Below are 26,322 nucleotides of genomic sequence, written 5' to 3'. Positions count from 1 at the left end.
TCGGCACGGCCACAGAACTTGATCTACACTAGATATAGCAACTGCGCGGTGCACAGATCATGCTGTCGCCAACGCAATCAAAAAACCGCAACAATGCTGACGTTAATCTTGGAGTGACAATCGTGTCAGATCTGCTGAAAAGCATTGACGCCCGTACCAAACTGGCTGGCACCAACAAGCTGGAAATCCTGCTGTTCACCTTGGGCCTGGATGAGCGGACCAATCGTCGCGAAAACTTTGGCATCAATGTATTCAAAGTCCGCGAAGTCATGCGCACCCCCGAGATCACCCGTGCGCCAGACATGCCACCATCGGTTGAAGGCATGGTCAGCCTACGAGGTGCGCTGGTGCCTGTGGTGGACCTGGCCAAATACTCTGGTGTGCAGACCACTGCCAAGCCGGAGATCATGATCGTGACCGAATACAATGGCCACACACAAGGCTTTCTGGTCGAGGCCGTAGATACCATCCTGCGGCTGGACTGGTCTTCCATGCGCGTCCCGCCCGAAATGCTGCAAAAGGAAATGGGCGGCTTGGTGACCGCCGTCACCGAGCTGGAGGGTGGCAAGCTCATCATGATGATGGACGTGGAACGGGTGCTCGCAGAAACCTCCCCTCGCGGCGAGGAGGACATCCATCTCAACACCATCAAATCCCAGGCAGTGCGCGGCAAGACCATCTTCTTTGCTGATGATTCGATGATTGCGCGCAAACAGATCGCCAAAACACTGGATGTCATGGGCATCAACCACATGTCCGCCATCAATGGGCGCAAGGCATGGGAGGAATTGCAACGCATCGCCAACAAATGCGAATCCCTGGGTGAGCTGGTTTCCCACAAGATCGACCTGATCCTGACGGATATTGAAATGCCAGAGATGGATGGCTATATGTTGACTAAGATGATCAAGTCGGACACCCGCTTCCAGGGCATCCCCATCTTGATGCACTCATCACTGTCAGGGCAATCCAACCAAAAACTGGGTCAGTCTGTCGGTGTCGACGGCTATGTCACCAAGTTCGAACCTCAAAAGCTGTCGGAAGCAGTCACCAAAATGCTGATCAAGGAATGAGCAAACCACAGCACACACGCCGACAGACAAGGAACTGCCGATGACCATGAACTTTAGTGCCAACGAATCGCTGATGGAGAACATTGACGGGCGCACCAAGCTCGCGGGCTCCAACAAGATGGAAATCCTGCTGTTCTCCCTGGGCACCAAAGAGATCTTTGGGATCAATGTCTTCAAAGTCCGGGAGGTTTCCCAGACCCCAAAAATCACCAAGACCCCCAATATGCCACTTGGCGTGGAGGGCGTGATCTCCTTGCGTGGCAACATCATTCCGGTGATCTCCCTGGCCAAATTCATGGGCAATGGCGACCCGGACAATAAATTTTCGGACACCATGATCGTGACCGAATTCAGCAAGCACACCCAGGCTTTTCTGGTGGCCGATGTCGATCGGATCATCCGGGTTGACTGGGACAAGGTGCGGGCACCCGAGATCATGCTGGCGGGGAACCAGAATCTGATCACGGCCCTGACCGAGCTGCCGGATGGCAAGCTGGTATCGATCCTCGACGTCGAGCAGATACTGGCGGGTGTCATTGGCGAACAGGCGATTCCGGACATCCAGGCCGTCCAGGCCGCGCAGGAGACATTCATGTTCTTTGTGGATGACTCTGCCATCGCCCGCAAGGAAATCGTCTCGGTACTCGACAAACTGGGCATCAAATACTACCAGGCCAACAACGGTAAAGAGGCCTGGGACAAGCTGCAGAACATCGCCAACCGCGTGTTGCAGGATGGCGAAGCGCTCAGGGATTATCTGAAGGTCATTCTGGTGGATGCTGAAATGCCGGAAATGGATGGTTATGTGTTGACCAAACACATCAAATCCGACACCCGATTCAGAGGGATTCCGGTTGTCATGCACTCCTCGCTTTCCTCCGCTGCCAACCGCGCCATGGGAAGCAGTGTTGGGGTCGATGCGTATGTGGCAAAATTTGATCCGGTTGTGCTGGCGGAAACCATTGGCCCCTTGTTGATAGGCTGAGTTGCCAGACGAGACACCTACCCCCAATTCAGATAATTGTCCGGTCAACATCGACCGGATCGCGAGTAAAGCGGAGATATAAGCAATGGCTGACAAAAATATGCGGTTCTTGGTTGTCGATGACTTCTCTACGATGCGAAGAATCGTCCGCAACCTGCTCAAAGAGCTGGGTTTCGGCAATGTTGACGAGGCCGAAGACGGCCAAGTGGCATTGCACAAGCTCAAAAACTCACAGTTCGATTTTGTCGTATCGGACTGGAACATGCCCAACATGACAGGGATTGAACTGCTCAAGGCCGTCCGGGCAGACCCAGGGTTGAAAGATCTTCCCTTTCTGATGATTACCGCAGAAGCCAAGAAGGAGAACATCATCGAGGCTGCCGGCGCCGGCGCCAGCGGATACATCGTCAAGCCTTTCACAGCAGCGACTCTGGACGAAAAACTCAACAAGATTTTCGAGAAGCACGGAAAGTAGGAGGCCTAGAAAGTGAATAACGCAGCCATGGATAGTGGTGACTCCGACGAATTGCAAGCCCTGTTTGACAGTATTGTCGAATCAAACAAACCCAGCAGCGGCAGCGCCGCCCCTGCTGCCGCGCCCACAGCCGCTGTTGCCAATGCGCCCGATAGCACGGGAGCGGGTGACCCATTGTCCAAAGCTGCAGGCTTTGCTGGCGGCGATCTGAACGAACCGGCATCGAGCATGTTCTCGAAGATCGGGCAGCTGACACGCCACCTGCACGATACCCTCCGAGAGCTGGGCTATGACAAGTCGCTTGAGGAAGCGGCCTCAGCCATACCCGACGCCCGCGACCGGCTGAATTATGTCGCCACCATGACCGAACAAGCCGCCGAGCGCGCATTGAATGCAGTCGATGCTGCCATGCCGCTGCAGGAAAAGATCCAAGACCGCTCGGGCGAGCTGTCGGAAAAATGGGACAAACTATTTGCCAAACAGCTGTCGGTAGAGGAATTCCGGACATTGGTGCATGAAACCCGCCAATTTCTGAATGACACCAACCAACACAGCAAAGATACCAACTCTCAGCTGCTGGAAATCATGATGGCACAGGATTTCCAGGATCTGACCGGCCAGGTGATCAAGAAGATCGTCGCCATGGCCAAGGACATGGAACAAAACCTGTTGGGCTTCCTCGTCGAATTCGCATCGCAGAACCGTCGAACGGACAACAGCCTGCTCAACGGGCCGGTTGTCAATTCAGAAGGCCGGGCAGACGTGGTCACCAGCCAAGAGCAGGTGGATGACCTGCTGGAAAGCCTGGGCTTCTAAGCCATGCTTGTCGCCAACCCTGATCGAGGATTTCGACCATGAGTGATTTTGCGGGAATGGAAGATCTGCTACAGGACTTCCTCACCGAAGCTTCCGAGCTGCTGTCCGAGGTGGACAACAAGCTGGTTGACCTTGAGAAACGCCCCAATGATCGAGGCCTGCTCAATGACATCTTCCGAGGCTTCCATACGATCAAAGGTGGGGCTGGGTTTTTGAACGTCGATGCTCTGGTGAATCTTTGCCATCGCACCGAAAACCTGTTTGACAAGTTACGTAATGGTGAAATGACCCTCACCCCCGAGATCATGGACGTCATCATGGCGGCCACGGGGGTAGTACGTGACATGTTCGGCTCACTGGCACAAGGCCGCCCGCCCGCCCCGGCAGAACAGGCATTGCTCGATCAGCTGGATGCGGTCATCAATGGCACCTTCCAAAGCGGCGCAACGGCCCCACCACCAGCTCCTGCCCCCGCGCCGGTGGCAGCGCCCGCTTCGGCCCCGGCTCCTGCTGCGGCTAACGCGAGTGCCACACATCAGCCCAATAGCGATGAGCCCGATTGGCATGGCCTGTATCATTCATTGTTAGGCACGGCGGGGGCCGCCGCCCCCCCAACCGCCCCACCTGTCGCAGCCCCGGCACCTGCACCAGCAGCACCTGTTGCAGCCCCGTCTGCAGCGCCAATACCGGCCCCAGCGTCGGCACCGGCACCTATGGCCCCGGCAGCATCGGCAGCCCCCTTGGCGCCAGCACCGGTCACCGCAGCCGATATGCAAGCGCCACGATCCAATGCCCCCGCCGCAAGCAAGGCTCCAGCCACGCCACAGCAACCACTGGCCACGCAGGAAACCACCATCCGTATCGACACGGTTCGGCTGGATCAGGTATTGAATCTCTCTGGCGAGATCGGGCTCACCAAGAACCGGCTGACCACCCTGCGCACCGACATCCTGCAAGGCAAGACCGACACCAACACACTACGTGCGCTGGATGAGGCGATCAGCCAGTTGGATCTGCTGGTCAGCGATCTGCAAAACGCCGTCATGAAAACGCGTATGCAGCCGATTGGGCGACTGTTCCAGAAATACCCCCGCATGGCGCGCGACTTGGCGCGGCAATTGGGCAAGGATGTCGAACTGGTGTTGAGCGGAGAGGAAACCGAACTCGACAAGACCATGCTGGAAGACTTGAATGACCCGCTGGTGCATTTGGTCCGCAATGCCATCGACCACGGCATCGAGCCTGCGGCAGAGCGCACTGCTGGCGGCAAGAATCCGAAATGCCTGGTTCAACTGAGCGCGACCCAGGTCGGTGATCACATTCTGATCGAGATCTCGGATGATGGTCGCGGCATGCGCCCCGATGTCATCCGCCGCAAAGCCATCGAAAAGGGCCTGATCGATGCCGAAACGGCAAATAGCCTGGATGAGCGGCAAAGTCTGCAATTGATCTTCCTGCCTGGCTTTTCGACCAAGGATCAGATCTCCAGCGTTTCTGGGCGTGGCGTCGGCATGGATGTGGTGAAGACCAATATCCAGAAACTGAATGGCCGGATCGACATCACCTCCATCGTTGGCGAAGGCACCCGCTTCAGCATCTCATTACCACTGACCCTGGCCATCCTGCCGGTACTGGTGGTGCGTGTCTGCGAGCAACCCTTTGCGGTTCCTCTGGCACTGGTGCGGGAAATCATCCCGATCCGCACCGACGCCATACAGGAAGTCTCCGGCAAGGCGACCATCGTGGTGCGCGACGAAATCCTGTCGGTACGCTCGCTTGCCAGCCTGATCGGCTGGGTGGAGGACAAACCACCCTCATTCGGCGTACTGATGCAGTCGGCGGAACACTCGTTTGTCCTGGCCATCGACAGCTTTGTTGGCCGTGACGATGTCGTCATCAAGCCACTTCAGAACATCCGCCCCAAAGGCATCGCCGGGGCGACCTTGTCAGGAGATGGCTCGGTGGTGCTCGTGCTGGATATGGAAGATTTGCTGGAGAGCGAAAACGGCGAAACGTCGCAGGCACTGCTTTCCAGAGCGTTGGCATGATGCAAACGGCTTGCTGTTGAGGTAAAGTACAGCCTATACCGGCATCATGCCGCAGAACTTAACACTCTAAGCTGTTTAGATACGGATTGATATGCCAGATCATGCATTTATAGGCCGGCAACCGGTTCTCAATCGGCAGCAGCAAATCATTGGCTATGAGCTGCTGTTCCGACTCGACCAACACGCCATCAGCGCTGAATTCTCCAGCGACCTGCAAGCAGGTACCAACGTACTGGTCAACACCCTTAGCAATATGGGCACCGAATGGCTCGTAGGTAACAAGTTGGCATTCATCAACGTGGCGCACGCCATGTTGGAAAGCAACTTCCTTGAGCTGCTGCACCCGCAGCGGGTGGTTCTGGAAATCCTGGAGTCCGTCCAGGCCACACCCGAGCTGCTGGAGCGCGCCAGAGAGCTGCGCGGGCAGGGTTTCGGCATTGCGCTGGACGACTTTGAATTCACCCCACAGAGTGCACCCTTCCTGGAAATCGCCAATTACATCAAATTGGACATCCAGCAGCTGGGCATAGCCAACGTTGCCAAGCTGTCCAAGGACATTCGCCGCTTCCCGGTCATGCAGGTGGCGGAAAAGGTGGAAACCAAAGAGGAATTCAAAGCCTGCTGGGATATGGGTTTTGACTGCTTCCAAGGTTATTACTTCGCCCACCCGGAGACACTGACCGCCAAGGTCATCAATCCAGCCTATGCCAATATTCTCAATCTACTGAACATGCTGCGTAACAACGCGGAAATCAAGGAAATCGAGAATGCCCTCAAGAAGGATGTCGCGCTGTCATTCAAGCTGCTGCGCTACATCAACTCCGCCGGGTTCGGGCTGTCATGCGAGATCAACTCGTTCCGCCATGCGGTGACCATCCTGGGCTATCAGAAACTGTATCGCTGGCTGACCCTGCTGCTGGTCACTGCCGGCGCGGAAAACTCCACGCCGCCCGCGCTGATGAAGACGGCAGTGACGCGTGGCCGCTTGGTCGAGCTGTTCGGTCACCACTTTCTGGAAGGCACCGATCGCGACAATCTGTTCGTGGTAGGCGTCTTCTCATTGCTGGACGTGATGCTTGAGATGCCGATGGAGAAGATTCTGGAGAATCTGCTGCTGCCGGAAACCGTCTGTGATGCACTGCTCACCCGAACTGGCATCTATGGCCCATTCCTGGAGCTGGCAGAAGCCTGCGAGGACCCGGAAATGGCCAATGTCAAACCGATTGCGGAAAAACTGCACATTTCACCGGAAATGCTGAACCGTGACCATATTGCTGCACTGGCCTGGGTAGAAGAGCTGGGCGTCTGAGCTGACTCCTCTCCACCACCCATCAAGCCGGGCTCGCCCGGCTTGATGCTTTTCAATCCCGATGCGGGTCAGATGCCTTTGGCACCGGTTGCCATAGCACGTCCGAGGTCGCCGCCGCCACATTCAGTATTCGCGCCAACACGAACAGCCAGTCCGATAATCGATTCAGATAACGCAGTGCATGATCCAGATCAGGCCGATCTGGCAAGGCCATCACGACCCACCGTTCTGCCCGACGGCATACCGTTCTGGCCAAGTGCGCCCATGCAGCCGCCTTGCAACCGCCCGGCAAGATGAACTCCCGCAAGGGTGGCAACGTGGCGTTCCAAGCCACCACATCCTGCTCCAGCGCCTGTAATTGCTGCTCCCCAATGTAACGGCGCAATGGCACCGCCACATCCGCCCCCAATTCAAACAATTCATGCTGAACAGCCAGCAACCGCGACTGCCGGGCATCTACCCCCAACTCAGCCAGCAACAGACCCAATACACTGTTCAGCTCATCTATCTCACCCAGCAGATGGATTTGCGCATCCGACTTGCTCAGCCGACTGCCATCCGCCAGGCCCGTTTCTCCACCATCACCAGCACGGGTGGTGATCGTGCTCAATCGATAACTCATGGTTTTCCACTTTGATATGCAACCTGTCACTACGGTAGCACACAATACCCAGCCTGGTTGCGATCATCCCTTTTCAAGCACGGCCTGATCTCGCTCGTGATCCGATGTAAAATGAAGCGTTGAACGTCAGCCGAACCCGCCCACCGCCATGAATAAAGCTTTTGTCAAAGAATCCGATGATGACGATGATGACATTCCTGCCGAGCTGAAAATACCCAAAGGCAGCAAGAACTACATCACACCAGCAGGCCATGCCCGCCTCTTCAAGGAGCTGAATCATCTGGTCAAGGTGGAGCGCCCGGAGATCGTCAATGTCGTGTCCTGGGCTGCATCCAATGGAGATCGGTCGGAAAATGGCGACTATATCTACGGCAAGCGACGGCTCAGGGAAATCGACCGTCGTATCCGTTTTCTGACCAAACGGCTGGAAATCGCAGAAGTTGTCGATCCAGCTCGTCAGGCCAAGGATCAGGTGTTTTTCGGGGCAACCGTCACCTACTGCAACGAAGAAGGTGAAGAGCGTCGTGTCACCATTGTCGGCATGGACGAAATCGACATGGCCAAAGGCCACATCAGCTGGATATCGCCCGTCGCTCGGGCACTGATCAAAGCACGCGAAGGCGACATCGTCAGCCTAATGACCCCTGCAGGCCCGCAGGAGCTTGAGATTCTTTCCATCGAGTATCAGGACAGCGATTCGTTCGATCAACCCTGACGGAACGAATCCACAAAGCATAGCAGGTTTGCTATCCTGAAAGGGTGATGACCTCATCACCCCCAACTCAGGAGACTACCATGCGCCCGTTATACCTTGCCTTGGGCGCCGGATTTTTGCTCTGCGGTTGCAGCGCAATGTCGACGCATTCCAATGGCCTCAGCTCCGACACCGATCAAATCGATCATGAGAAGATCCAACTGGTTGAAGACTACGCCAAGCGGCGTACCATGTCTGTCCACTGGATCAATTATCCCGTGCGTAAAACCACGATAGTGCAAGCAAACACCAAAAACTGATCAGAATGGACTGGCTGTATGGCCCATGAAAAAAGCGCCTCCTGAGAGGCGCTTTTGACCATATTCAACCGAGAAGATTCGATTAGAACAGGTGGATGATACCCAGCGATGTGGTTTTGTTGTCCTTGCCAGCGGGATTGGCCGAAGAACCAACATTATCAACAGCGGATGTATTGAATAAACCGCTGTTATCTTTATTGTCAGCCATTGCATGTTCCAGGTACACCCAAGTACGCTTGGAGAACGCATACTCAGCCGCAGCGGTATACCAGCGTGCACCCTTGGCACAATCACCACCAGAGCAACCCTTCAGATTGCCAGCCTGAACGTAGCCTGCTTTCAGGGTTACAGGACCGAAAGGCTGTTGAGCATTGATCAGGAATGTGTCACGCTTCTTCTTCTCGCCACCATCCTTGTGCTCAATATGGCGATAAGCACCTTGAAGACCCAGCCCGAACGGCAGAGTATAACCGGCACCCAGAATGTAGGCATCACTCTTGAAGCCAGGGATAGCTACCAAGTCATTAGAATTGGATGAAGAAGTCAAAGTCAAAGGACCCTTTTTAACTTCTTTCAAATGTTCATAGCCACCTTGAACGAACAGCGGGCCATTTTCATAGCGTAGCGACGCGCTGTAGAAAGCAGGCTTCACGCCTTTGCCAGCAGCGTTGCTGCCTTTGCCTTCCATATCGCCATACTCGACACCACCACTGAAACCCGCAACGCTAGGCATCGTGTAGCGAATGGTATTGCTAACACGGTAGTAGCTGCCATCAACTTGCAGCGTGTTGATCAGTGTGGAATTGGAGTTGAAAATGTCGAAAGACTCTTGAGCTAGGTCGAACAGGCTCTTGCCACGGCCCAGCTGCACACCACCGAAGCCGCCCTTCAGACCAACCCAACCTTCACGGCTGGCAAATGTACCGCCGCCCTGATCCAGATTTGCGGAACTCTCGATCTGGAAGAATGCCTTCATTCCACCACCCAAAGCCTCTTCACCTTTGAAACCGATGCGGGAACCAGTATCTTCAACACCGTGCTTTTTTTGCTCTCCATTATCCCAGTGGCTGACTGCAACTTGTGCAATACCGTACAGCGTAACGTTGCTGCTCTCCGCGGCTTGGGCCAGCGGAGCAACAAATGCACCAGCAACCAGTGCTGCTACGAGTTTCTTGTTCATAAGAACTCCCTATCCATAGGTAAAAAAACATGAAGTGCGCCGCATCCGCCTTGAATCGAAAAGCCGTTCCGGCGGCGCTTGCTGACTGTATGATTAGTGACGAGCCCGCCATGGGTCAACCTAGCCGCTGTCAGCAATGCCAAAATGATTGCATTTTGTTGCAAACTTGCAACATTATCTTTGTATCCTTTACCCCGTGAGGATTCCATCACGATGAAAGACCCTTTCCTGAAAGAGCCCGCCTACACCCATGGGCAAGCTCAACGCATCGGCGTGTTGCTGATCAACCTGGGCTCACCTGCCGCGCCGACCAAGCAGGCATTGAAACCCTATCTACGGGAGTTCCTGAGTGATCAACGCATTGTCGAGCTACCCGGTTGGCTATGGCAGCCCATTTTGCGAGGCATCATTCTCAACACCCGCCCCAAGCACTCTGCTGAGAAATATGCCGCAATCTGGACCAAGGATGGCTCTCCGCTGAAGGTCTACACCGAGCGCCTGGCCAAGCTGACCCAAGGCCTCTTGGGCGAAGGTGGGCACAAACAGATTCTAGTAAGCTATGCGATGCGTTACGGTCAGCCCGCCATCGCAACCGAGCTGGCCAAACTGAAGGAAAAAGGATGTGAGCGGATACTGCTGGTACCGCTCTACCCGCAATATGCTGCCAGCAGCACCGGATCAGCCCTCGACGCCTGTTTCAGAACACTCCTGGCCACCCGCAACCAACCCGAGATCCGCACCATCAAGCATTTCCATGACGCACCCGGCTACATTGAGTCACTGGCCAACAGCGTCCGGCGGTATTGGGCAGAACACGGGCAACCCAGCAAACTGGTGATGAGCTTTCACGGCATCCCCAAGTTCGCCCTGGAGCGCGGCGACCCCTATCACTGCGAGTGCCTGAAAACGGGCAGATTATTGGCCGAAGCCTTGGGCCTGACCAAAGATCAATATGAAATCTGCTTTCAATCACGCTTTGGCCGTGCAGAATGGTTACAGCCCTACTTGTCGGCGCGATTGGAACAGCTGGGCAAAGCCAGGACGGAGCGAGTTGACGTGATCTGTCCCGGTTTTGTAGCAGATTGCCTGGAAACCCTTGAAGAGGTTGCCATGGAGGGCAAAGCGACTTTCCTGTCCGCAGGCGGCAAGGATTTCCACTACATACCATGCCTGAACGACAACACCGACTGGGTCACATCTCTGACCACCATCATTCAAAGCCACCTCAGCGGCTGGCTGCAGACCTCGACCGACAACGAGCGCCAGGCCTCACGCCAGCGTGCTCTCAGCCACGGCGCACATCAGTAGGCATGCCGACCCACCTTTTGGCTGACCCGCCGTTCGTCAGCCAAAAGACCGGATCAGATAAAGTTCATACCAATCAATCCGATATCAGGATCAAGGCATACCCTTGACCGCAAGGAAGACGCCTTTCCCTGAGTGTCGGTTTTCTGTATCGGTCGCATGGCTTTCCAAGCGAGTGGTTCGTCGCTTTTGCTTGATATCCAAGCAAGATGGCGCTGGAACATCTACCTCCCTGCCTGCCAAGCCCTTGCCTACACGGTGACGGACATTCCCCATCGATTGCCATCGACTCCAGCAGGAGGTTCTCCATGCGCATTGCCAACGCCAATGTCGCACTGGTTGCCCAATCCCAGTTGCAGACACGTCATACCACCCAAGAAAGCCTTCGTAGCTGGACTGGGCCCAGACCTGAACCACAGCGTCCTAACATCCCACCCCAAAGGCCCCGGATCGAATCCGCCCCCCCACCCGACCCGGCACAACGAACACGCGGCAGACTGATAGACGATGATGAGCTGCGAGAGACGGACCCCAAGCTCTATCTGCTGAAACTGGCCATCGAATCCATGACCGGCAAGAAAATCCAGATGTTCCGTGTGCCAAACCAGGAACAGCCCGCCACCGGTAACAGTGGCAGTGGCAGCGAGGGTAATGTGCAGCCGCAACCCAACTGGGGGGCAGAGTACGCATACCGGGAAACCTATTACGAGCGGGAATCGCTGTCATTCAGCATGAATGCCACGGTAAAAACCGAAGATGGCAAAACCCTCAACGTCGGCTTTTCATTTGAAATGGAACGAGAGTTCTATTACGAGAGCAGCATCCGTCTGCAATTGGGCAATGCCGCACAGCGGAAGGACCCGCTCGTGATCAATCTGGATGTGCCCGCCGCCAAACTGACAGACCAGAAGATGCCGCTGGACTTGGATAGCGACGGCAGATCGGAGAAGGTTGCCACATTGGCGCCAGGCAGCGGCTATCTTGCACTCGACAAAAACGGTGATGGCAAGATCAACAACGGCAAGGAGCTGTTTGGCGCCGCAACAGGCGATGGATTCAGCGAATTGCGTGACTACGACAATGACCACAACCAATGGATTGATGAAGGCGACACCATTTTCAACAAATTGCGGGTCTGGCTGATCGGTGCGGACGGAAAAAGCGCGTTGCTGAATCTGAAAGAGACAGGAATCGGCGCGATCTTTCTAGGCAAAGTGGACAGTGCATATGCACTGAATGGCCAGCAGAACCAAAACCTCGGCCAGCTCAAAAGTACAGGTTTCTATCTGTCTGACAAAGGGAAAGCAGGAACGATCCAACAAGTCGATCTGACCATCTAGACTTTACTGGCGAGCAACAATCTGTACGCCTCGTTGACAGCGGAGGGAGGCGCTACGCATAATCAGTTCGCCTTTTTTAAAAAACGGTAAAGGGGACTACCAAATGACTATCGCTCGACTCAGTATGATTGCAGCAGCGATTGCCACACTCGCAGCATGTGGCAAGAAGCCAGAAGAAACTGCAGCGCCCGCTTCACAGCCCGCTCAACAAGAGGCGGCGGCACCCGCCAAGCCAGCCGAAGCCACCGTCGTCAAGATCGGCCACGTCGGCCCATTGACCGGCCCGATCGCCCACTTGGGTAAAGACAACGAAAACGGCGTGCGCTTGGCCATTGATGAGTTGAATGCCGAGAACTTCCAGATCGACGGCAAACCAGTCAAGTTCGAACTGATCGCAGAAGACGATCAGGCAGACCCCAAAACCGCAACGACCGTCGCACAGCGCCTGGTCGATGCCAAGGTCAACGGTGTGATCGGCCACCTGAATTCCGGCACCACCATTCCTGCCTCCAAGCTGTACAACGATGCTGGCATTCCGCAGATCTCCGCATCGGCTACCGCCGTGGCCTATACAGCACAAGGCTACAAGACCGCCTTCCGCGTAATGTCCAACGACGCACAGCAGGGCAAGGCACTGGGCGAGTATGCTGTCAAAGGGGCTGGCGCCAAGAAAATCGCCATCATCGATGACCGCACTGCATACGGCCAAGGCTTGGCAGATGAATTTGAAAAAGCAGCCAAGGCCGCTGGCGGCGAAGTCGTCAAACGCGAATTCACCAGCAACAACGCCACCGACTTCCAGGCCATCCTGACCTCCATCAAGGGCAAGGCCCCTGATCTGGTGTTCTATGGTGGCATGGACGCACAAGCTGGCCCGATGGTCAAACAAATGCGCCGACTGGGCATCAAGGCCAAATACATGTCTGGCGATGGCACCCAGACTGCTGAATTCATCAAAATGGCTGGCAATGATGCAGATGGCGTGATCGCGTCCTCTCCTGGTCTGCCCAAGGAAAAACTGCCTGGCGGCACCGAATTCCTCAAGAAATTCGAAGCCAAGTACGGCCCGGTTCAGATCTACGCGCCGTATTGCTATGACGCGACCAAGCTGATGGCCAAAGCCATGCAGAACGCCAAGTCCGCTGATCCGAAAGTGTTCCTGCCCGAGCTGGCCAAAATCCAGTACAACGGCGTAACCGGCCCGATCTCGTTCGACGAGAAGGGAGATATCAAGTTCGGCTCGATCACCATCTACACCGTCAAGGGTAGCAAGTGGGAAACCACTTCTTTCGTGGGTGGCGAGATGAAGCAGGAAGGCGCTACTGACGCAGCACCCGCAAAAGAAGAGAAGCCTGCTGAAAGCAAGTCCTGATTTCCTGGATACCCATACAGGTATACATTCAGGTTGAGCATGGCCCCGGCTACGGTTTCCCAAACCGCCTCCGGGGGCCATCCCAAGCTGCATAGGCGGCACTTTGCAACAAGTCGGAACGGCAGTTTAGCCATTCGGGAAATCCGCAAGTGGCGATGAATAGCGGCATCAGCAATGATGCCGCTATTTTTACGACTGATATTTACAATCGGTGAAAACCCGGAAGCAATTCCGCAGTCGTCATGCATCCTGACTTGGCTCGTACCCGGAATCATGTCAGCACACGATCGGCCCCATCCTCATTCCGGTCGCAATAAGAAAAACCGAGCTGTCGATAGTTACCGCCTTTGACAGAAACGGTTCTACACTGACTACACGACAACATCAACACAGGGTCCACTATGGATATTTTTCTTCAACAAATACTGAACGGCCTCGTCGTCGGCAGTATCTACGCCCTGATCGCCTTGGGTTACACCATGGTATACGGCATTCTGGGCTTGATTAACTTCGCACATGGTGAAGTCGTCATGATCGGCGCCATGGTGTCGATCACCGTGATCAATGTCCTCCTGCAGATGAATCTGGGCCTACCTGGGGTGGTGACCATCACACTGGCCACCTGCGCTGCCATGGCGGCGTGCATGCTGCTCTCATTCAGCATCGAGAAGATCGCCTATCGACCACTGCGCAAGGCGCCCCGCCTGGCCCCGCTGATCACGGCGATCGGTATCTCCATCATTTTGCAACAGGTGGCGATGGTCATCTGGGGTAAGCGCTATGTGGTGTTCCCCTCGGTCATCAAAGTCGAAACCATCGATATCATGGGTGCCACCATCACCAACCTGCAGATTGTCATTGTCGTGCTGGCCATTGTCTTCATGGGCGTTCTAGTGGGGATCGTCGAAAAGACCAAACTGGGCCGCGCCATGCGCGCCACCTCGCAGAACCCGGAAGTCGCCACGCTGATGGGCGTGAATGTCAACCACATCATCTCCATGACCTTTGTACTGGGTGCAGCGCTGGGCGCCATCGCGGGCGTCATGGTCGCAGCCAACTATGACCAGGCTCATGCCAACATGGGGTTCATGATTGGTCTGAAAGCCTTTACCGCAGCGGTGCTCGGTGGCATTGGCAACTTGGCTGGCGCAGTGGTCGGCGGCATTTTGCTGGGCATCGTCGAGAGCCTGGGTGCAGGTTACATCGGCCCGTTGACCGGAGATGTGCTGGGCAGTAACTACCAAGACATCTTTGCTTTCCTAATGCTGATCGCAGTATTGGTGTTCCGTCCGTCCGGCCTGCTGGGCGAACGCGTTGCCGAACGTGCATAACAACAAATAAGGGGACGTGGTATGAGTCAATCTCCATACCTGATCGAAAAGTTGAAACAATCGCCAGTGGCCGCGACGATCTCCATGATTGTCATTGGCGTCATTCTGGCCTTGTTACCCATCTTCATCGGTCAGACATTCGGTAATTCCTGGGTACGCGCACTGAATTTCGCCTTGCTCTATGCCATGTTGGCATTGGGGCTGAACATCGTCGTCGGCTATGCCGGCCTGCTGGATCTGGGCTATATCGCCTTCTATGCAGTTGGTGCCTATCTGTACTCACTATTGAACAGCCCGCACTTTGGGTTGAACCTGCCGATCTATCTGCTACTGCCGCTGGGTGCGCTGGTGGCCTGCGTGTTCGGTGTGCTGCTGGGCGCTCCGACCTTGAAGCTGCGAGGGGACTATCTGGCCATCGTCACACTTGGCTTTGGTGAAATCATCCGGCTGTTCATGAACAACCTGGATCGTCCGATCAACATCACCAACGGCCCACAAGGCATCAACAATGTCGGCCCAATCGAAATCGCTGGGGTGAATCTGCACAAGCCGATCGACCTGGGCTTCATCACGCTGCAGAGCACCTATCTTTACTACTATCTGTTCCTGGCGCTGGCGATCCTGATCATCATCATCTCGATCCGCCTACAGGATTCACGGATTGGCCGTGCCTGGGTGGCGATTCGCGAAGATGAAATCGCAGCCACGGCCATGGGCATCAACACCCGCAACGTCAAGCTGACCGCCTTTGCCATGGGTGCCAGCTTCGGCGGGATTGCCGGGGGCCTGTTTGCCGGCTTCCAGGGCTTTGTCAGCCCCGAGAGCTTCACGCTGATGGAATCGATCATGGTGCTGGCCATGGTGGTATTAGGGGGCATGGGCCACATTCCTGGCGTCATCCTGGGGGCATTGATGCTGTCCGTCACTCCGGAGCTGCTGCGCGATGTCGCCAATATGATGCACAGCCAGGATGGCCGCCCACTGATCGACCCGGAAAACCTGCGCATGCTGCTGTTCGGTCTGGCCATGGTGGTCATCATGTTGTTCCGTCCGGCGGGCCTGTGGCCCAGCTCGCGTCGCCGTGCCGAGCTGAAACCGGCTACCGAGAAGATCAAGCTACAGGAAGATTCCAACCTGCAAGACGCGGAGAAAAAACATGAGTGAAGTCCTGCTGAAAATCGACGGCATCAATAAGCGATTCGGCGGCCTGCAAGCGCTCTCCGATGTCTCGTTGACCATCAACAAAAAAGAGATCTATGGCTTGATCGGCCCGAACGGGGCCGGCAAGACCACACTGTTCAATGTGCTGACTGGTCTGTACATCGCTGACACTGGCACGCTGTTTTTCAATGGCAAGCAACTGATTGGCCACAAGCCCTACACCATGGTCGAAAACGGCTTGGCGCGGACATTCCAGAACATCCGCCTGTTTGCCAACATGACCGCGCTGGAAAACGTCATGGTCGGGCGCCATGCCCGCACCCGATCCGGCGTCTGGGGTGCCATGCTCAAACTGCCGGGCACACGCCGTGAAGAAGCAGAAACCCGTAAGCGCGCGATGGAGCTGCTCGACTACGTAGGAATTGCCGGGCACGCCAATGCCGTTTCACGCAACCTGTCCTATGGCGACCAACGCCGCCTGGAGATCGCTCGCGCGCTGGCGACTGACCCGCAGCTGATTGCGCTGGACGAGCCCGCTGCCGGGATGAACCCGAAGGAGACTGAAGATCTGCGGGATCTGATGGAGAAGATCCGTGGAGATGGCGTGACCATCCTGCTGATTGAGCACGATGTCAAATTGGTGATGGGGCTATGCGACCGGATCGCTGTTCTCGACTATGGCAAGAAGATTGCCGAGGGCATCCCCGCCGTCGTACAAAAAGACCCCCGCGTGATTGAAGCTTATCTGGGAGCCTCGCCAACATGAGCCTGCTCGAAGTAAATAACTTGTCTGTGGCCTATGGCGGCATCCAGGCAGTCAGAAACATCAATTTGAACATCGAAGAGGGCGAGCTGGTCTCGCTGATCGGTGCCAATGGCGCTGGCAAGACCACTACATTGAAGACGCTGTCTGGCATGCTGCAGCCGGCGGGCGGCAAAGTGGTCTATCGTGGCCTGGACATCAATACCGTGTCCAACCACACGCTGGTGTCGCGTGGGCTGGCCCTGGTTCCGGAAGGTCGCGGTATTTTCGGGCGACTGACCGTCACCGAAAACCTGCAGATGGGGGCCTACTATCGCAATGACAATGCAGACATCGCGACTGATATGGAAAAGATGTTCACCATCTTCCCACGCCTGAAAGAACGCCATAAGCAATTGGCAGGCACGCTATCAGGCGGTGAGCAGCAGATGGTCGCAATTGCCCGTGCATTGATGGGGCGCCCGAAGCTGTTGCTGTTGGACGAGCCATCCATGGGTTTGGCACCGATCATCGTGCAAAAGATCTTCGAAGTCATCAAGCAGGTGTCCAAGCAAGGGGTGACCATTCTACTGGTCGAGCAAAACGCCAAGCTGGCATTGCAGATCAGTGATCGTGGTTATGTGATGGAGTCCGGTCGCATCACCCTCACCGACAACGCACAGTCCTTGCTGAACAATGACAAGGTGCGTCAAGCCTATCTGGGGGAATGATTGATCGAGCAGCTGTTCAAGCTGCTTGGCAGCCTTCTGCTCCCGCCAGCCAGTCTGCTGATCCTGATGCTGATTGGCTGGCGCATGCTGCCACGCGCCCCCCGCCTGGCCCGCTGCCTGCTGGTGGGCAGCCCGATTGCACTCACGCTGCTGTCACTGCCGATGGTATCCAGCAGGTTGATCATTTGCTTGCAACCCTACCCAGCCTTGGACATCCAACGGCTTCCGCCAGCCCAGGCCATTGTCGTCCTGTGCGGCGGCGTGAATGAGTACGGGGAAGAATACGGCGGCACCACGACCAATCGATTCTCGCTGGAACGCGCCCGCTATGCAGCCTATCTGCATCGCGCCTCGCACCTGCCCGTCCTCGTCACCGGTGGATCACCGGGGCGCCCAGGGAAAATCAGCGAAGCGGCTGTCATGGCCAAGGTCTTACAGCATGAATTCGCCACGCCGGTTCGCTGGGTGGAGGATCAAGCCTACAACACCGCCGAGAATGCCAGCCAAAGCGCTGCCTTGCTGCACCAAGCCAAGGTGCGCGAAATCCTGCTGGTGACGACTGCATGGCATATGCCCCGCGCCATGGCCAGCTTTCAGCCCACTGGGCTGATCGCCCACCCTGCCCCGACCGCCTTTACCAAGCCCCCCAAGCAACTCCTGGCAACAGACTTTGTGCCAAGCGCCCCCGCCCTGATGGACAGCTATTATGCGCTACATGAGTGGATCGGCATGGGATGGTATGGCTTACGTCACATGATACAAAAGCGGTGACCCGTGCCACCTGAAAACCGGCCTTGTTGGCCACATTGGCCAGGTAAAAGCCATCCACCAGTCCTATATGAGTAAGCCACCCCACTCCAGCCAAATACTTGGCTGGCAATCCTTGCATGGAGGCCAATTTCATCAACATCTTGCCCGGCAGCCCGGCATCAGTCTGGTCTTGTTCGGCCAACCTGGGTGCGGCGCATGCCGGCGGGCGGAAGCGCTGATTCCCACCTTGGCGGCAGGCAGCGTCGATCAGCTGTTCAAGGTGGATGTCCAGCAAGACCCGGCCATTGGGCAGGAATTCGGGTTGTTCCACCTGCCCGCCCTGTTCATCTACCAGCATGGGCAGTTTCACGCCGCACTACATTGCAGCCTGACCGCTGCGGCATTTGATGATGCCCTGCGCAAGTGCCTGGGCAAACCCGCAGAAGAAGCTCCGTGATGGCAAGGCCATCGCCCGTTCACTTATCCGCCAATGCGATCCAATCCACCTGCACTGCAAAAGTAATCGCAACCAGATAGCATGCCACTGCCATCGGCAGGAACAACAGCACTCCACCGATGACGTGCCCCCGCCTGGCGCCAGTCGCCAGGCTCAGCGCCTGCACCAGAACGAGCACACCATAGGCCGACATGCCAATGGCCAGCAACTGGGCGACGCCGTCAGGAAACCAGCTCAGCAGAGGAGCCAGCAGGTTGATTCCGCTGGACGCCACCAACAATGGCAGGATCTCCCCTTCCCCATCCCAGTTTTCCCCCTGGCGCATCCACCAGTTGAAAAACCAGCTCATCAAAGATAACTCCAGCCATTTCAACATCACAAAAAAGACGATCCTGGCCGGCACACTGGCTTGAATGTCACTAGCGGAAGCTGCGGCAAACAAGCCGATCAAGGTGACGACAGACATGATCTGCCAGCCGGGGTAATGGTATTCCGTCAAGGGCCTGACCCGGAAACGGGCCAAGTCGATCATGTCCTGAACGAGTTGATAGATCATCCGAATGAAGTCGCTCAATCAAAAATGACGGTTTTATTACCGTACTCCAAAATACGATGCTCCAAATGCCAACGCACGGAGCGCGCCAATACAGCCTTCTCCAGATCACGACCTTTCTGGATCAAATCATCCACCGAGTCCCGGTGCGAAATGCGGATCACACCTTGCTCGATGATCGGGCCATCGTCAAGCACCTCGGTTACATAATGACCAGTGGCGCCGATCAGCTTCACCCCTCTGGTATGTGCACGGTGATACGGCTTCGCACCATCAAAGGCCGGCAGGAAAGAATGATGGATATTGATGATCTGCTGCGGAAAACGTCGGACAAAATCCGCAGACAGCACCTGCATGTAACGGGCCAGCACGATCAAGTCCACCCCGTGCTCGGTCAGCAACGCCAACTGCCGCGCCTCCGCATCCACTTTGTTCTCCCGCGTCATTTCGATATGGTGAAATGGAATGCCATGGAACTCCACCATGCGCCGGGTATCTTCGTGGTTGCTGATGATCAGCGGAATCTCGCATTGCAACTCGCCGCTTTTGAAGCGATACAGCAGATCTTCCAGGCAATGATCATATTTGGATACGAAAATCGCCATGCGGGAGCGGTTCTGTGACAGCTTCAGCCGCCAATACATGGTGAATCGATCGGCAATCGGCTGGAAAGCCGCTGGAAAAGCGTCGATAGGTAGTTTGAAATCGGACAGATCCCACTCCACCCGCATCAGGAATAACCCTTGATCAATATCCTGATGCTGATCCGCATGAATAATATTGGCATCATAGGTATAGAGAAAATTGGCAATCGCAGCCACCAATCCGCGTTGATCGGGGCAGGATATCAACAACGTCGCGGTATTCTTCATTGTCTGTCTCGGGATTTTGGCATCATCTCGATTCTAGGTTCTGTTGATGTGAATTCATAGCCCGCGACGAGTCGGATGCGGGCAGGATGGACTCCACCGGCGCCATCCAGCAAGGCATGAGCCGCCCCTCATAACGCCGGAGAACCACCTTGAAGACGGACCAGCCCACCCGGCGAAACCCAGGCCGGAACGTCAACGAAACAAGGTGGATCAACCACCCATTCACCAGGCTGGTGATGCAAAAAAATGGCTCAAGATCAATACGTCGAGCGTTATTTTTTCTTGTTGCATTTTTCCGCCAGCACACTAGAATTCGTCCTAAATAACACACACAACCACTACATATTGTGTTGTTAACAGCCTATCCACAGCCTATCAACAACTTAATAACCGGAGAATCTGGCATGCTCAACTCCACCACCGACACGGCATACAGCGCCGCCGTTCCACCAACGGCTGGCGGGTATCCACAGGAATCCGCCTCGCAACAGGAATACAACGCCTACAAATGCATCCGCCGCAATGGCAGCGTTGTCCCTTTCGAACCGATGAAGATTTCGGTTGCGATGACCAAGGCATTCCTGGCGGTGCATGGTGGTCAGGGCGCGGCCTCAGCTCGTGTACGCGAGTTGGTGGCGCAGCTGACTGATATCGTGATCCGTCAGCTGATGCGTCGCAAACCTGAGGGCGGTGCCATCCATATCGAAGAAATCCAGGACCAGGTCGAACTGGCGCTGATGCGCTCTGGCGAGCATGATGTGGCGCGTGCCTATGTACTGTATCGGGAAATGCGCTCGCGCGAACGGGCCGAGCGCGGCGAAACCGATGTCGCCACCGACATCAATGTGATCGACAACGGTATCACCCAGCCACTTGACCTCAACAAGCTGAAGGCCCTGATCCGCTCTGCATGCAAGGGCTTGGAACAATTCACCGACCCGGACCACATCCTGTCCGAGACCCAGAAAAACCTGTACGACGGTGTGCCTGCTGAAGAAGTCCGCAAGTCCGCCGAGCTTTCCGCCCGGCAGCTGATCGAAAAAGACCCAGCCTATAGCTATGTCACCGCCCGCCTGCTGCTGAACCGTCTGCGCCGCGAAGTGCTGGGTGAAGAGATTGCCCATGAGGACATGGCCACCCGCTATGCCGAGTATTTCCCGGAATTCATCCGCAAAGGGATCGAAGCCGAGCTGCTCGACCCGACCCTGCAGCAATTCGACCTGGTGCGCCTGAGTGCCGCGCTGGTGCATGATCGCGACTATCAGTTTGGCTATCTGGGCTTGCAGACACTGTACGACCGTTATTTCCTGCACATCCACGGCACCCGCATCGAGCTGCCGCAGGCGTTTTTCATGCGTGTGGCAATGGGCCTTGCCATCAATGAGATCGACCGCGAAGCACGCGCCATTGAGTTCTACAATGTGCTGTCCACCTTCGACTTCATGTCGTCCACGCCCACGCTGTTCAACTCAGGCTCGTTGCGCAGCCAATTGTCGAGCTGCTACCTGACCACCGTCGCAGATGATCTGGACGGCATCTACGAAGCACTCAAGGAAAACGCGCTGCTGTCGAAATTCGCTGGCGGCCTGGGCAACGACTGGACCCCCGTCCGCGCACTGGGCAGCCACATCAAAGGTACCAACGGCAAGTCACAAGGCATCGTCCCCTTTCTGAAAGTGGTGAATGACACAGCCGTGGCCGTCAATCAAGGCGGCAAGCGCAAGGGTGCTGTGTGCGCCTACCTGGAAACTTGGCATGCCGACGTCGAGGAATTCCTGGAGCTGCGTAAGAACACCGGTGACGACCGCCGCCGCACCCACGACATGAACACCGCGAACTGGATTCCCGACCTGTTCATGAAGCGCGTGATGGAAAATGGTGACTGGTCGCTGTTCTCCCCTTCCGAGGTGCCCGATCTACATGACCTGTACGGCCAAACCTTTGAGGACGCTTATCTGCGTTATGAAGAGAAGGCCGCACGTGGCGAAATGCGCGTCCACAAGCGGGTTCCCGCGTTGCAACTGTGGCGCAAGATTCTGACCATGCTGTTTGAAACCGGTCACCCATGGATCACATTCAAAGATCCGTGCAATATCCGCAGCCCACAACAGCATATGGGCGTGGTGCATAGCTCGAACCTCTGCACCGAGATCACGCTCAATACCAATGACAGCGAAATCGCCGTGTGCAACCTGGGCTCGATCAACCTGGTGAACCACATGAAAGATGGCCAGCTCGACAGCGAAAAGCTCAAGCACACCATCCAGATCGCGATGCGCATGCTCGACAACGTGATCGACATCAACTTCTACCCGGTCAAAAAAGCACGTAACTCCAACCTGCGTCATCGCCCGGTTGGCATGGGACTGATGGGCTTTCAGGACTGCCTGCAGATCCAGCGCATTCCTTACGGCTCTGCCGCTGCCGTGGAATTTGCAGATCGCTCAATGGAGCTGATCGCCTACCACGCCTACTGGGCCTCCACCGAGCTGGCCGAAGAGCGTGGCAAGTACCCAAGCTATGCCGGCAGCCTGTGGGATCGCGGCGTGTTGCCTCACGACTCCATCGACCTGCTTGGCATGCAACGTGGTGGCTATCTGGACATGGATCGCTCCGTCACGCTGGATTGGGACGCCCTGCGTACCCGCATCAAGCAATTCGGTATGCGTAACTCAAACTGCCTGGCGATTGCGCCGACCGCCACCATCGCCAACATCGTGGGGGTCTCCGCCTCGATCGAGCCGACCTATCAGAACCTGTTCGTCAAGTCGAACCTGTCGGGCGAATTCACGGTGGTCAACGAATACCTGGTGAAAGACCTGAAAGAACGTGGTCTATGGGACGAAGTCATGATCTCCGACCTCAAGTATTTCGATGGCAGCCTGGGCCGCATCGACCGTGTCCCGCAAGACCTGCGCGACCTCTACGCCACCGCATTTGAGATCGACCCGAAATGGCTGGTGGAATGCGGCTCCCGCCGCCAGAAATGGATCGACCAGGCCCAATCATTGAACCTGTACATGTCCAACGCCAGCGGCAAAAAGCTGGACGAGCTGTATAAACACGCCTGGATCAAGGGCCTCAAGACCACCTATTACCTACGCACCCTGGCCGCCACCAGTGCGGAAAAATCAACGGGCCGTGGCGGTGAATTGAATGCAGTACCGGTAGATGGCGGCCTATCGGCTACCACCGCAACCGGCAACTACACCGCCGGGGATGGCGCAGCAGAGGGTGCGAAATTCTGCTCCATCGACAACCCGGAATGTGAAGCCTGCCAATAAGCAAGACCGCCCCGCCGCCCGGCGGGGCTCAATCCTTAAGCAGACTGCTGACAGCCTGTTTAAGGATTGGCGAATCATCTCAACATCCAGCCACCGGCCTTGCTGGGTCTTGAGCGCGTCACTGATACGCCGTGCACCACCCCTTGGCCGCCACCAGCTTGCCCTCGAACAGCGAACAGGTACCCCAGCTGTCCCCCGTGGGCATATACAGCTGACAGGCCTCGCAATCCTGGCCTGCTTTGAAGCGCGGATGCTTGGCCGCATCAACCTGGTTGGCATCCTCGGTGTAAGCCAACGCCTTTGCCTTGGGGTCGTTGACATCCAAAGGCGTGGCCTCAGACGCCGCCGAAGGCTGCAAATAACAACCCAGCCCCATGGCCGGCACATAGTGAAGTATGAATTGACGACGAGTAACCATGAACAAACCTCGCATGATGGCTGCAGCCCATTCCACAGCCTGAAACGAACGCCCGCAATGCCGCCCGCGCAGCATTGCCCCTAGGCCCTGTTGACAAAGTCTCGCCGCCCACGCCGACACCTGATCAACAGAGCCTGAATCAGGCCGGGCCATACCAGCCTGACACGAAACCAACACCCGCTCAGGGAATCAAAATCAATAATCAGCCTAAGGAGTGGCATACATGCTCAGCTTTGACGATACCACCAATCAAGCCGCCCCGCGTCCCGCAGCACCCAGCCAGCCCCACCATGCAGGCAGCATGGTCGCGCACAGCAACAACCGCGTCGCAGCAGTCGATAAACGCATCATCAACGGCACCACCGACGTCAACCAACTCGTACCGTTCAAATATAAATGGGCGTGGGAAAAATACCTCGCCACTTGTGCCAACCACTGGATGCCGCAAGAAATCAATATGCAACGCGACATCGAGCTGTGGAAGAACCCCAACGGCCTGACCGACGACGAGCGCCGCATCGTCAAGCGCAACCTGGGCTTCTTCGTCACCGCCGACAGCCTGGCAGCCAACAACATCGTCCTGGGCACCTATCGCCAGATCACCGCCCCTGAATGCCGCCAGTTCCTGCTGCGCCAAGCCTTTGAGGAGGCCATCCACACCCACGCCTATCAATACATCGTGGAAAGCCTCGGGCTGGATGAAGGCGAAGTCTTCAACGCCTACCATGAAGTGAAATCGATTCGGGACAAAGATGAATTCCTGATCCCCTTCATCGACACCCTCACCGATCCGAACTTCAAAACCGGCACGCTCGAAGCCGATCAGGCTCTACTGAAATCCATCATCGTCTTCGCCTGCATCATGGAAGGCCTGTTCTTCTACGTCGGCTTCGTCCAGATCCTGGCGCTGGGCCGGCAGAACAAGATGACCGGCGCTGCCGAGCAATACCAATACATCCTGCGTGATGAATCCATGCATTGCAACTTCGGTATCGACCTGATCAACACCATCAAGCTGGAAAACCCCCAGCTGTGGACAGACAGCTTCAAAGCCGAAATCATCGACCTGTTCAAACGCGCGGTGGATCTGGAATACGCCTATGCCGAAGACACCATGCCCCGTGGCGTACTGGGCCTGAACTCCGCCATGTTCAAAGACTACCTGCGCTTCATCGCCAACCGCCGCATGCAACAGATCGGCCTCGACCCCCTCTTCCCCGGCGCCACCAACCCCTTCCCGTGGATGAGCGAAATGATCGACCTGAAAAAAGAGAAAAACTTCTTCGAAACCCGCGTGATTGAGTACCAATCAGGTGGGGCGCTGAGCTGGGATTGATCATTTGCTGTCAGAAGTCGGAAAGGTTGAAATTTTGTAGTCAAAATTTGAAATTTCCGATAGCCAAAGTATGAAATCTTGCATGGCACCCAAGAAAAGGCCCTGCAGAAGCAGGGCCTTTCTCATGCTCCCAGTAGACTGGCAGTAATCAGAATGGGCGCTCACATCATCGATGTGTGGCCGCGATGATTCCACTAATGCCTCATAGTGGGCTATACTTATGGCATCAATTACGCGAATCGGTAGCTTCTGCTATCAATGTCCGGCGCTTCGCAGGACTGAGTTGTAGTGGATGGCATCAACGGCACGAAGCACTGGGCCGGCGAGCCACCCCAGTGCTTCGTGCCTAATTAAAGGTAATTGAATTTGCCATCTGAGCAATTAATAGATTTTGTCAAAAAAAATTAGATGCTCAGGAGTGTCTGGTTATTAATCGACCCAATCGAATTTGGGTGTTTGGTGGCCGGATGCTTGATGATCAAGGCAACCCGCATCCATCTTTGCGAAGATCCTTTTGGGACAAATCGATAGATGCGAGTTGCCCTCACTTTGAGTGGTTAGCTGATCTTATTCGACCGGAAGACTATCCAGAATGGTGGGCATTCTCTGGCTATAGTGACCTGCTTGAATTTGAACGCGATGCCTGTCACCTCGCACGTGCAACCGTGCTGTTCGCCGAGTCTCCTGGCTCATTGGCTGAGCTAGGCGCGCTGGCCGTAGACAATTCCCTAGTTAAATCTCTACTTGTTGTTGTCCAAGAGACACACACCTTGGAACGATCCTTCTTGAAACTCGGCCCACTCACCAGAGTGGAACGCAATCAAGGATTGTGCGTAGTCGGGGAAACACCGGCATATGAGTTGACGGATGACGACTTCCACTCTGTTTTAGAACACATTGATCGCTGGTTACCAAGCATTCCGCGAGTTCAAACATTCAATCCTATGATCGCGACCCATCGCTTATTATTGCTCGCAGATTTGGTCGACTTACTCGTCGTATCCAAATGACCTTTCCCCGTTAGGTATCCCAGTCTTTAATTAGCAACCTGGATCCTCTGTTGGTGGTACTTCTGCCGGAATTCTTCCGGCGTTAAATATCCCAGCGCACTATGTGGCCGGGAGCGGTTGTAATCGAGACGCCATGCC

The 26,322-nt window shown here is 55.8% G+C and carries 26 protein-coding genes; 20 read left to right on the top strand and 6 right to left on the bottom strand.

Features of this window, described 5'->3' with window-relative positions:
- The first annotated feature begins 122 nt into the window (after nucleotides 1-122).
- From HNQ59_RS15420 to HNQ59_RS15395, 6 genes are all read left to right on the top strand, one after another.
- Nucleotides 123-1,073 carry a chemotaxis protein CheW gene (locus tag HNQ59_RS15420; protein WP_184041291.1) on the top strand — a complete coding sequence of 317 codons (951 nt, stop codon included), beginning with the start codon at nucleotides 123-125 and terminating at the stop codon, nucleotides 1,071-1,073.
- Between the two features lie 46 nt (nucleotides 1,074-1,119).
- Nucleotides 1,120-2,058 (top strand): chemotaxis protein, encoded by a 939-nt coding sequence (locus HNQ59_RS15415; RefSeq protein WP_425491400.1) that lies wholly within the window; start codon nucleotides 1,120-1,122, stop codon nucleotides 2,056-2,058.
- An 85-nt stretch (nucleotides 2,059-2,143) separates the two neighbouring features.
- Nucleotides 2,144-2,533, top strand: coding sequence for a chemotaxis response regulator CheY (cheY, locus tag HNQ59_RS15410; RefSeq protein WP_184041289.1), 390 nt, complete (start codon nucleotides 2,144-2,146; stop codon nucleotides 2,531-2,533).
- Nucleotides 2,534-2,545: 12 nt separating this feature from the next.
- Nucleotides 2,546-3,349: a protein phosphatase CheZ gene (gene cheZ, locus HNQ59_RS15405; RefSeq protein ID WP_343074296.1), complete on the top strand. Its 804-nt coding sequence runs from the start codon at nucleotides 2,546-2,548 to the stop codon at nucleotides 3,347-3,349.
- A 38-nt stretch (nucleotides 3,350-3,387) separates the two neighbouring features.
- Entirely contained in the window at nucleotides 3,388-5,397 is a 2,010-nt protein-coding gene (locus HNQ59_RS15400; protein WP_184041288.1) for a chemotaxis protein CheA, read from the top strand.
- 91 nt (nucleotides 5,398-5,488) lie between these two features.
- On the top strand, nucleotides 5,489-6,706 hold the full coding sequence (locus HNQ59_RS15395; protein ID WP_184041287.1) for an EAL and HDOD domain-containing protein: 1,218 nt from the start codon (nucleotides 5,489-5,491) through the stop codon (nucleotides 6,704-6,706).
- A 52-nt stretch (nucleotides 6,707-6,758) separates the two neighbouring features.
- On the opposite strand, the gene HNQ59_RS15390 is transcribed toward HNQ59_RS15395, so the two are convergent.
- Complete coding sequence (locus HNQ59_RS15390) at nucleotides 6,759-7,328, bottom strand: cob(I)yrinic acid a,c-diamide adenosyltransferase (protein WP_184041286.1); 570 nt, start codon at nucleotides 7,326-7,328, stop codon at nucleotides 6,759-6,761.
- 148 nt (nucleotides 7,329-7,476) lie between these two features.
- Here HNQ59_RS15390 and greB point away from each other — a divergent pair, with 148 nt between their 5' ends.
- Both greB and HNQ59_RS15380 read left to right on the top strand, forming a co-directional pair.
- Nucleotides 7,477-8,043, top strand: coding sequence for a transcription elongation factor GreB (gene greB / locus HNQ59_RS15385; protein ID WP_184041285.1), 567 nt, complete (start codon nucleotides 7,477-7,479; stop codon nucleotides 8,041-8,043).
- An 80-nt stretch (nucleotides 8,044-8,123) separates the two neighbouring features.
- Nucleotides 8,124-8,342 carry a hypothetical protein gene (locus HNQ59_RS15380; protein WP_184041284.1) on the top strand — a complete coding sequence of 73 codons (219 nt, stop codon included), beginning with the start codon at nucleotides 8,124-8,126 and terminating at the stop codon, nucleotides 8,340-8,342.
- A gap of 82 nt (nucleotides 8,343-8,424) precedes the next feature.
- On the opposite strand, the gene HNQ59_RS15375 is transcribed toward HNQ59_RS15380, so the two are convergent.
- The gene (locus HNQ59_RS15375) at nucleotides 8,425-9,522 is read right to left on the bottom strand and encodes a porin (RefSeq protein ID WP_184041283.1); all 1,098 of its coding nucleotides are present in this window, start codon (nucleotides 9,520-9,522) and stop codon (nucleotides 8,425-8,427) included.
- Between the two features lie 213 nt (nucleotides 9,523-9,735).
- On the opposite strand from HNQ59_RS15375, the gene hemH reads away from it, so the two are divergent.
- From hemH to HNQ59_RS15330, 9 genes are all read left to right on the top strand, one after another.
- Nucleotides 9,736-10,830: a ferrochelatase gene (gene hemH / locus HNQ59_RS15370; RefSeq protein WP_184041282.1), complete on the top strand. Its 1,095-nt coding sequence runs from the start codon at nucleotides 9,736-9,738 to the stop codon at nucleotides 10,828-10,830.
- Between the two features lie 305 nt (nucleotides 10,831-11,135).
- Entirely contained in the window at nucleotides 11,136-12,167 is a 1,032-nt protein-coding gene (locus HNQ59_RS15365; RefSeq protein WP_184041281.1) for a hypothetical protein, read from the top strand.
- A gap of 103 nt (nucleotides 12,168-12,270) precedes the next feature.
- Complete coding sequence (locus HNQ59_RS15360; protein ID WP_184041280.1) at nucleotides 12,271-13,539, top strand: branched-chain amino acid ABC transporter substrate-binding protein; 1,269 nt, start codon at nucleotides 12,271-12,273, stop codon at nucleotides 13,537-13,539.
- 401 nt (nucleotides 13,540-13,940) lie between these two features.
- Nucleotides 13,941-14,870: a branched-chain amino acid ABC transporter permease gene (locus tag HNQ59_RS15355; protein ID WP_184041279.1), complete on the top strand. Its 930-nt coding sequence runs from the start codon at nucleotides 13,941-13,943 to the stop codon at nucleotides 14,868-14,870.
- An 84-nt stretch (nucleotides 14,871-14,954) separates the two neighbouring features.
- Nucleotides 14,955-16,034 (top strand): branched-chain amino acid ABC transporter permease, encoded by a 1,080-nt coding sequence (locus HNQ59_RS15350; RefSeq protein ID WP_246491032.1) that lies wholly within the window; start codon nucleotides 14,955-14,957, stop codon nucleotides 16,032-16,034.
- Nucleotides 16,027-16,797 carry an ABC transporter ATP-binding protein gene (locus HNQ59_RS15345; protein ID WP_184041277.1) on the top strand — a complete coding sequence of 257 codons (771 nt, stop codon included), beginning with the start codon at nucleotides 16,027-16,029 and terminating at the stop codon, nucleotides 16,795-16,797. Before HNQ59_RS15350 ends, HNQ59_RS15345 begins: the two co-directional genes overlap by 8 nt.
- Nucleotides 16,794-17,504 (top strand): ABC transporter ATP-binding protein, encoded by a 711-nt coding sequence (locus tag HNQ59_RS15340; RefSeq protein WP_184041276.1) that lies wholly within the window; start codon nucleotides 16,794-16,796, stop codon nucleotides 17,502-17,504. Before HNQ59_RS15345 ends, HNQ59_RS15340 begins: the two co-directional genes overlap by 4 nt.
- The gene (locus tag HNQ59_RS15335) at nucleotides 17,505-18,275 is read left to right on the top strand and encodes a YdcF family protein (protein ID WP_184041275.1); all 771 of its coding nucleotides are present in this window, start codon (nucleotides 17,505-17,507) and stop codon (nucleotides 18,273-18,275) included. It begins immediately after the preceding gene.
- Between the two features lie 67 nt (nucleotides 18,276-18,342).
- The gene (locus HNQ59_RS15330; RefSeq protein ID WP_184041274.1) at nucleotides 18,343-18,711 is read left to right on the top strand and encodes a thioredoxin family protein; all 369 of its coding nucleotides are present in this window, start codon (nucleotides 18,343-18,345) and stop codon (nucleotides 18,709-18,711) included.
- Between the two features lie 19 nt (nucleotides 18,712-18,730).
- Here the strand turns inward: HNQ59_RS15330 and HNQ59_RS15325 are convergent, their stop codons facing one another.
- Nucleotides 18,731-19,285 carry a hypothetical protein gene (locus HNQ59_RS15325; protein ID WP_184041273.1) on the bottom strand — a complete coding sequence of 185 codons (555 nt, stop codon included), beginning with the start codon at nucleotides 19,283-19,285 and terminating at the stop codon, nucleotides 18,731-18,733.
- Nucleotides 19,282-20,136, bottom strand: a complete 855-nt coding sequence (purU, locus tag HNQ59_RS15320; RefSeq protein WP_184041272.1) for a formyltetrahydrofolate deformylase — start codon at nucleotides 20,134-20,136, stop codon at nucleotides 19,282-19,284. The genes HNQ59_RS15325 and purU overlap by 4 nt, the downstream gene beginning before the upstream one ends.
- Before the next feature lie 404 nt (nucleotides 20,137-20,540).
- Here purU and HNQ59_RS15315 point away from each other — a divergent pair, with 404 nt between their 5' ends.
- Nucleotides 20,541-23,420 (top strand): ribonucleoside-diphosphate reductase subunit alpha, encoded by a 2,880-nt coding sequence (locus HNQ59_RS15315; RefSeq protein WP_184041271.1) that lies wholly within the window; start codon nucleotides 20,541-20,543, stop codon nucleotides 23,418-23,420.
- A 118-nt stretch (nucleotides 23,421-23,538) separates the two neighbouring features.
- Here HNQ59_RS15315 and HNQ59_RS15310 read toward each other — a convergent pair whose 3' ends face one another.
- On the bottom strand, nucleotides 23,539-23,853 hold the full coding sequence (locus HNQ59_RS15310; RefSeq protein WP_184041270.1) for a high-potential iron-sulfur protein: 315 nt from the start codon (nucleotides 23,851-23,853) through the stop codon (nucleotides 23,539-23,541).
- 208 nt (nucleotides 23,854-24,061) lie between these two features.
- Here HNQ59_RS15310 and HNQ59_RS15305 point away from each other — a divergent pair, with 208 nt between their 5' ends.
- Nucleotides 24,062-25,174, top strand: coding sequence for a ribonucleotide-diphosphate reductase subunit beta (locus tag HNQ59_RS15305; protein WP_184041269.1), 1,113 nt, complete (start codon nucleotides 24,062-24,064; stop codon nucleotides 25,172-25,174).
- 380 nt (nucleotides 25,175-25,554) lie between these two features.
- On the top strand, nucleotides 25,555-26,184 hold the full coding sequence (locus tag HNQ59_RS15300; RefSeq protein ID WP_343074301.1) for a retron St85 family effector protein: 630 nt from the start codon (nucleotides 25,555-25,557) through the stop codon (nucleotides 26,182-26,184).
- A gap of 26 nt (nucleotides 26,185-26,210) precedes the next feature.
- On the opposite strand, the gene HNQ59_RS20015 is transcribed toward HNQ59_RS15300, so the two are convergent.
- Nucleotides 26,211-26,322: integrase core domain-containing protein (locus HNQ59_RS20015; RefSeq protein ID WP_184041267.1), on the bottom strand; the 112-nt coding region annotated here is incomplete at its 5' end.

Origin of the sequence: Chitinivorax tropicus (assembly GCF_014202905.1) — a bacterium.
Classification (GTDB): domain Bacteria; phylum Pseudomonadota; class Gammaproteobacteria; order Burkholderiales; family SCOH01; genus Chitinivorax; species Chitinivorax tropicus.
The sequence above is the reverse complement of the archived record's forward strand: the minus strand, read 5'-3'. Positions and strand labels throughout refer to the sequence as shown.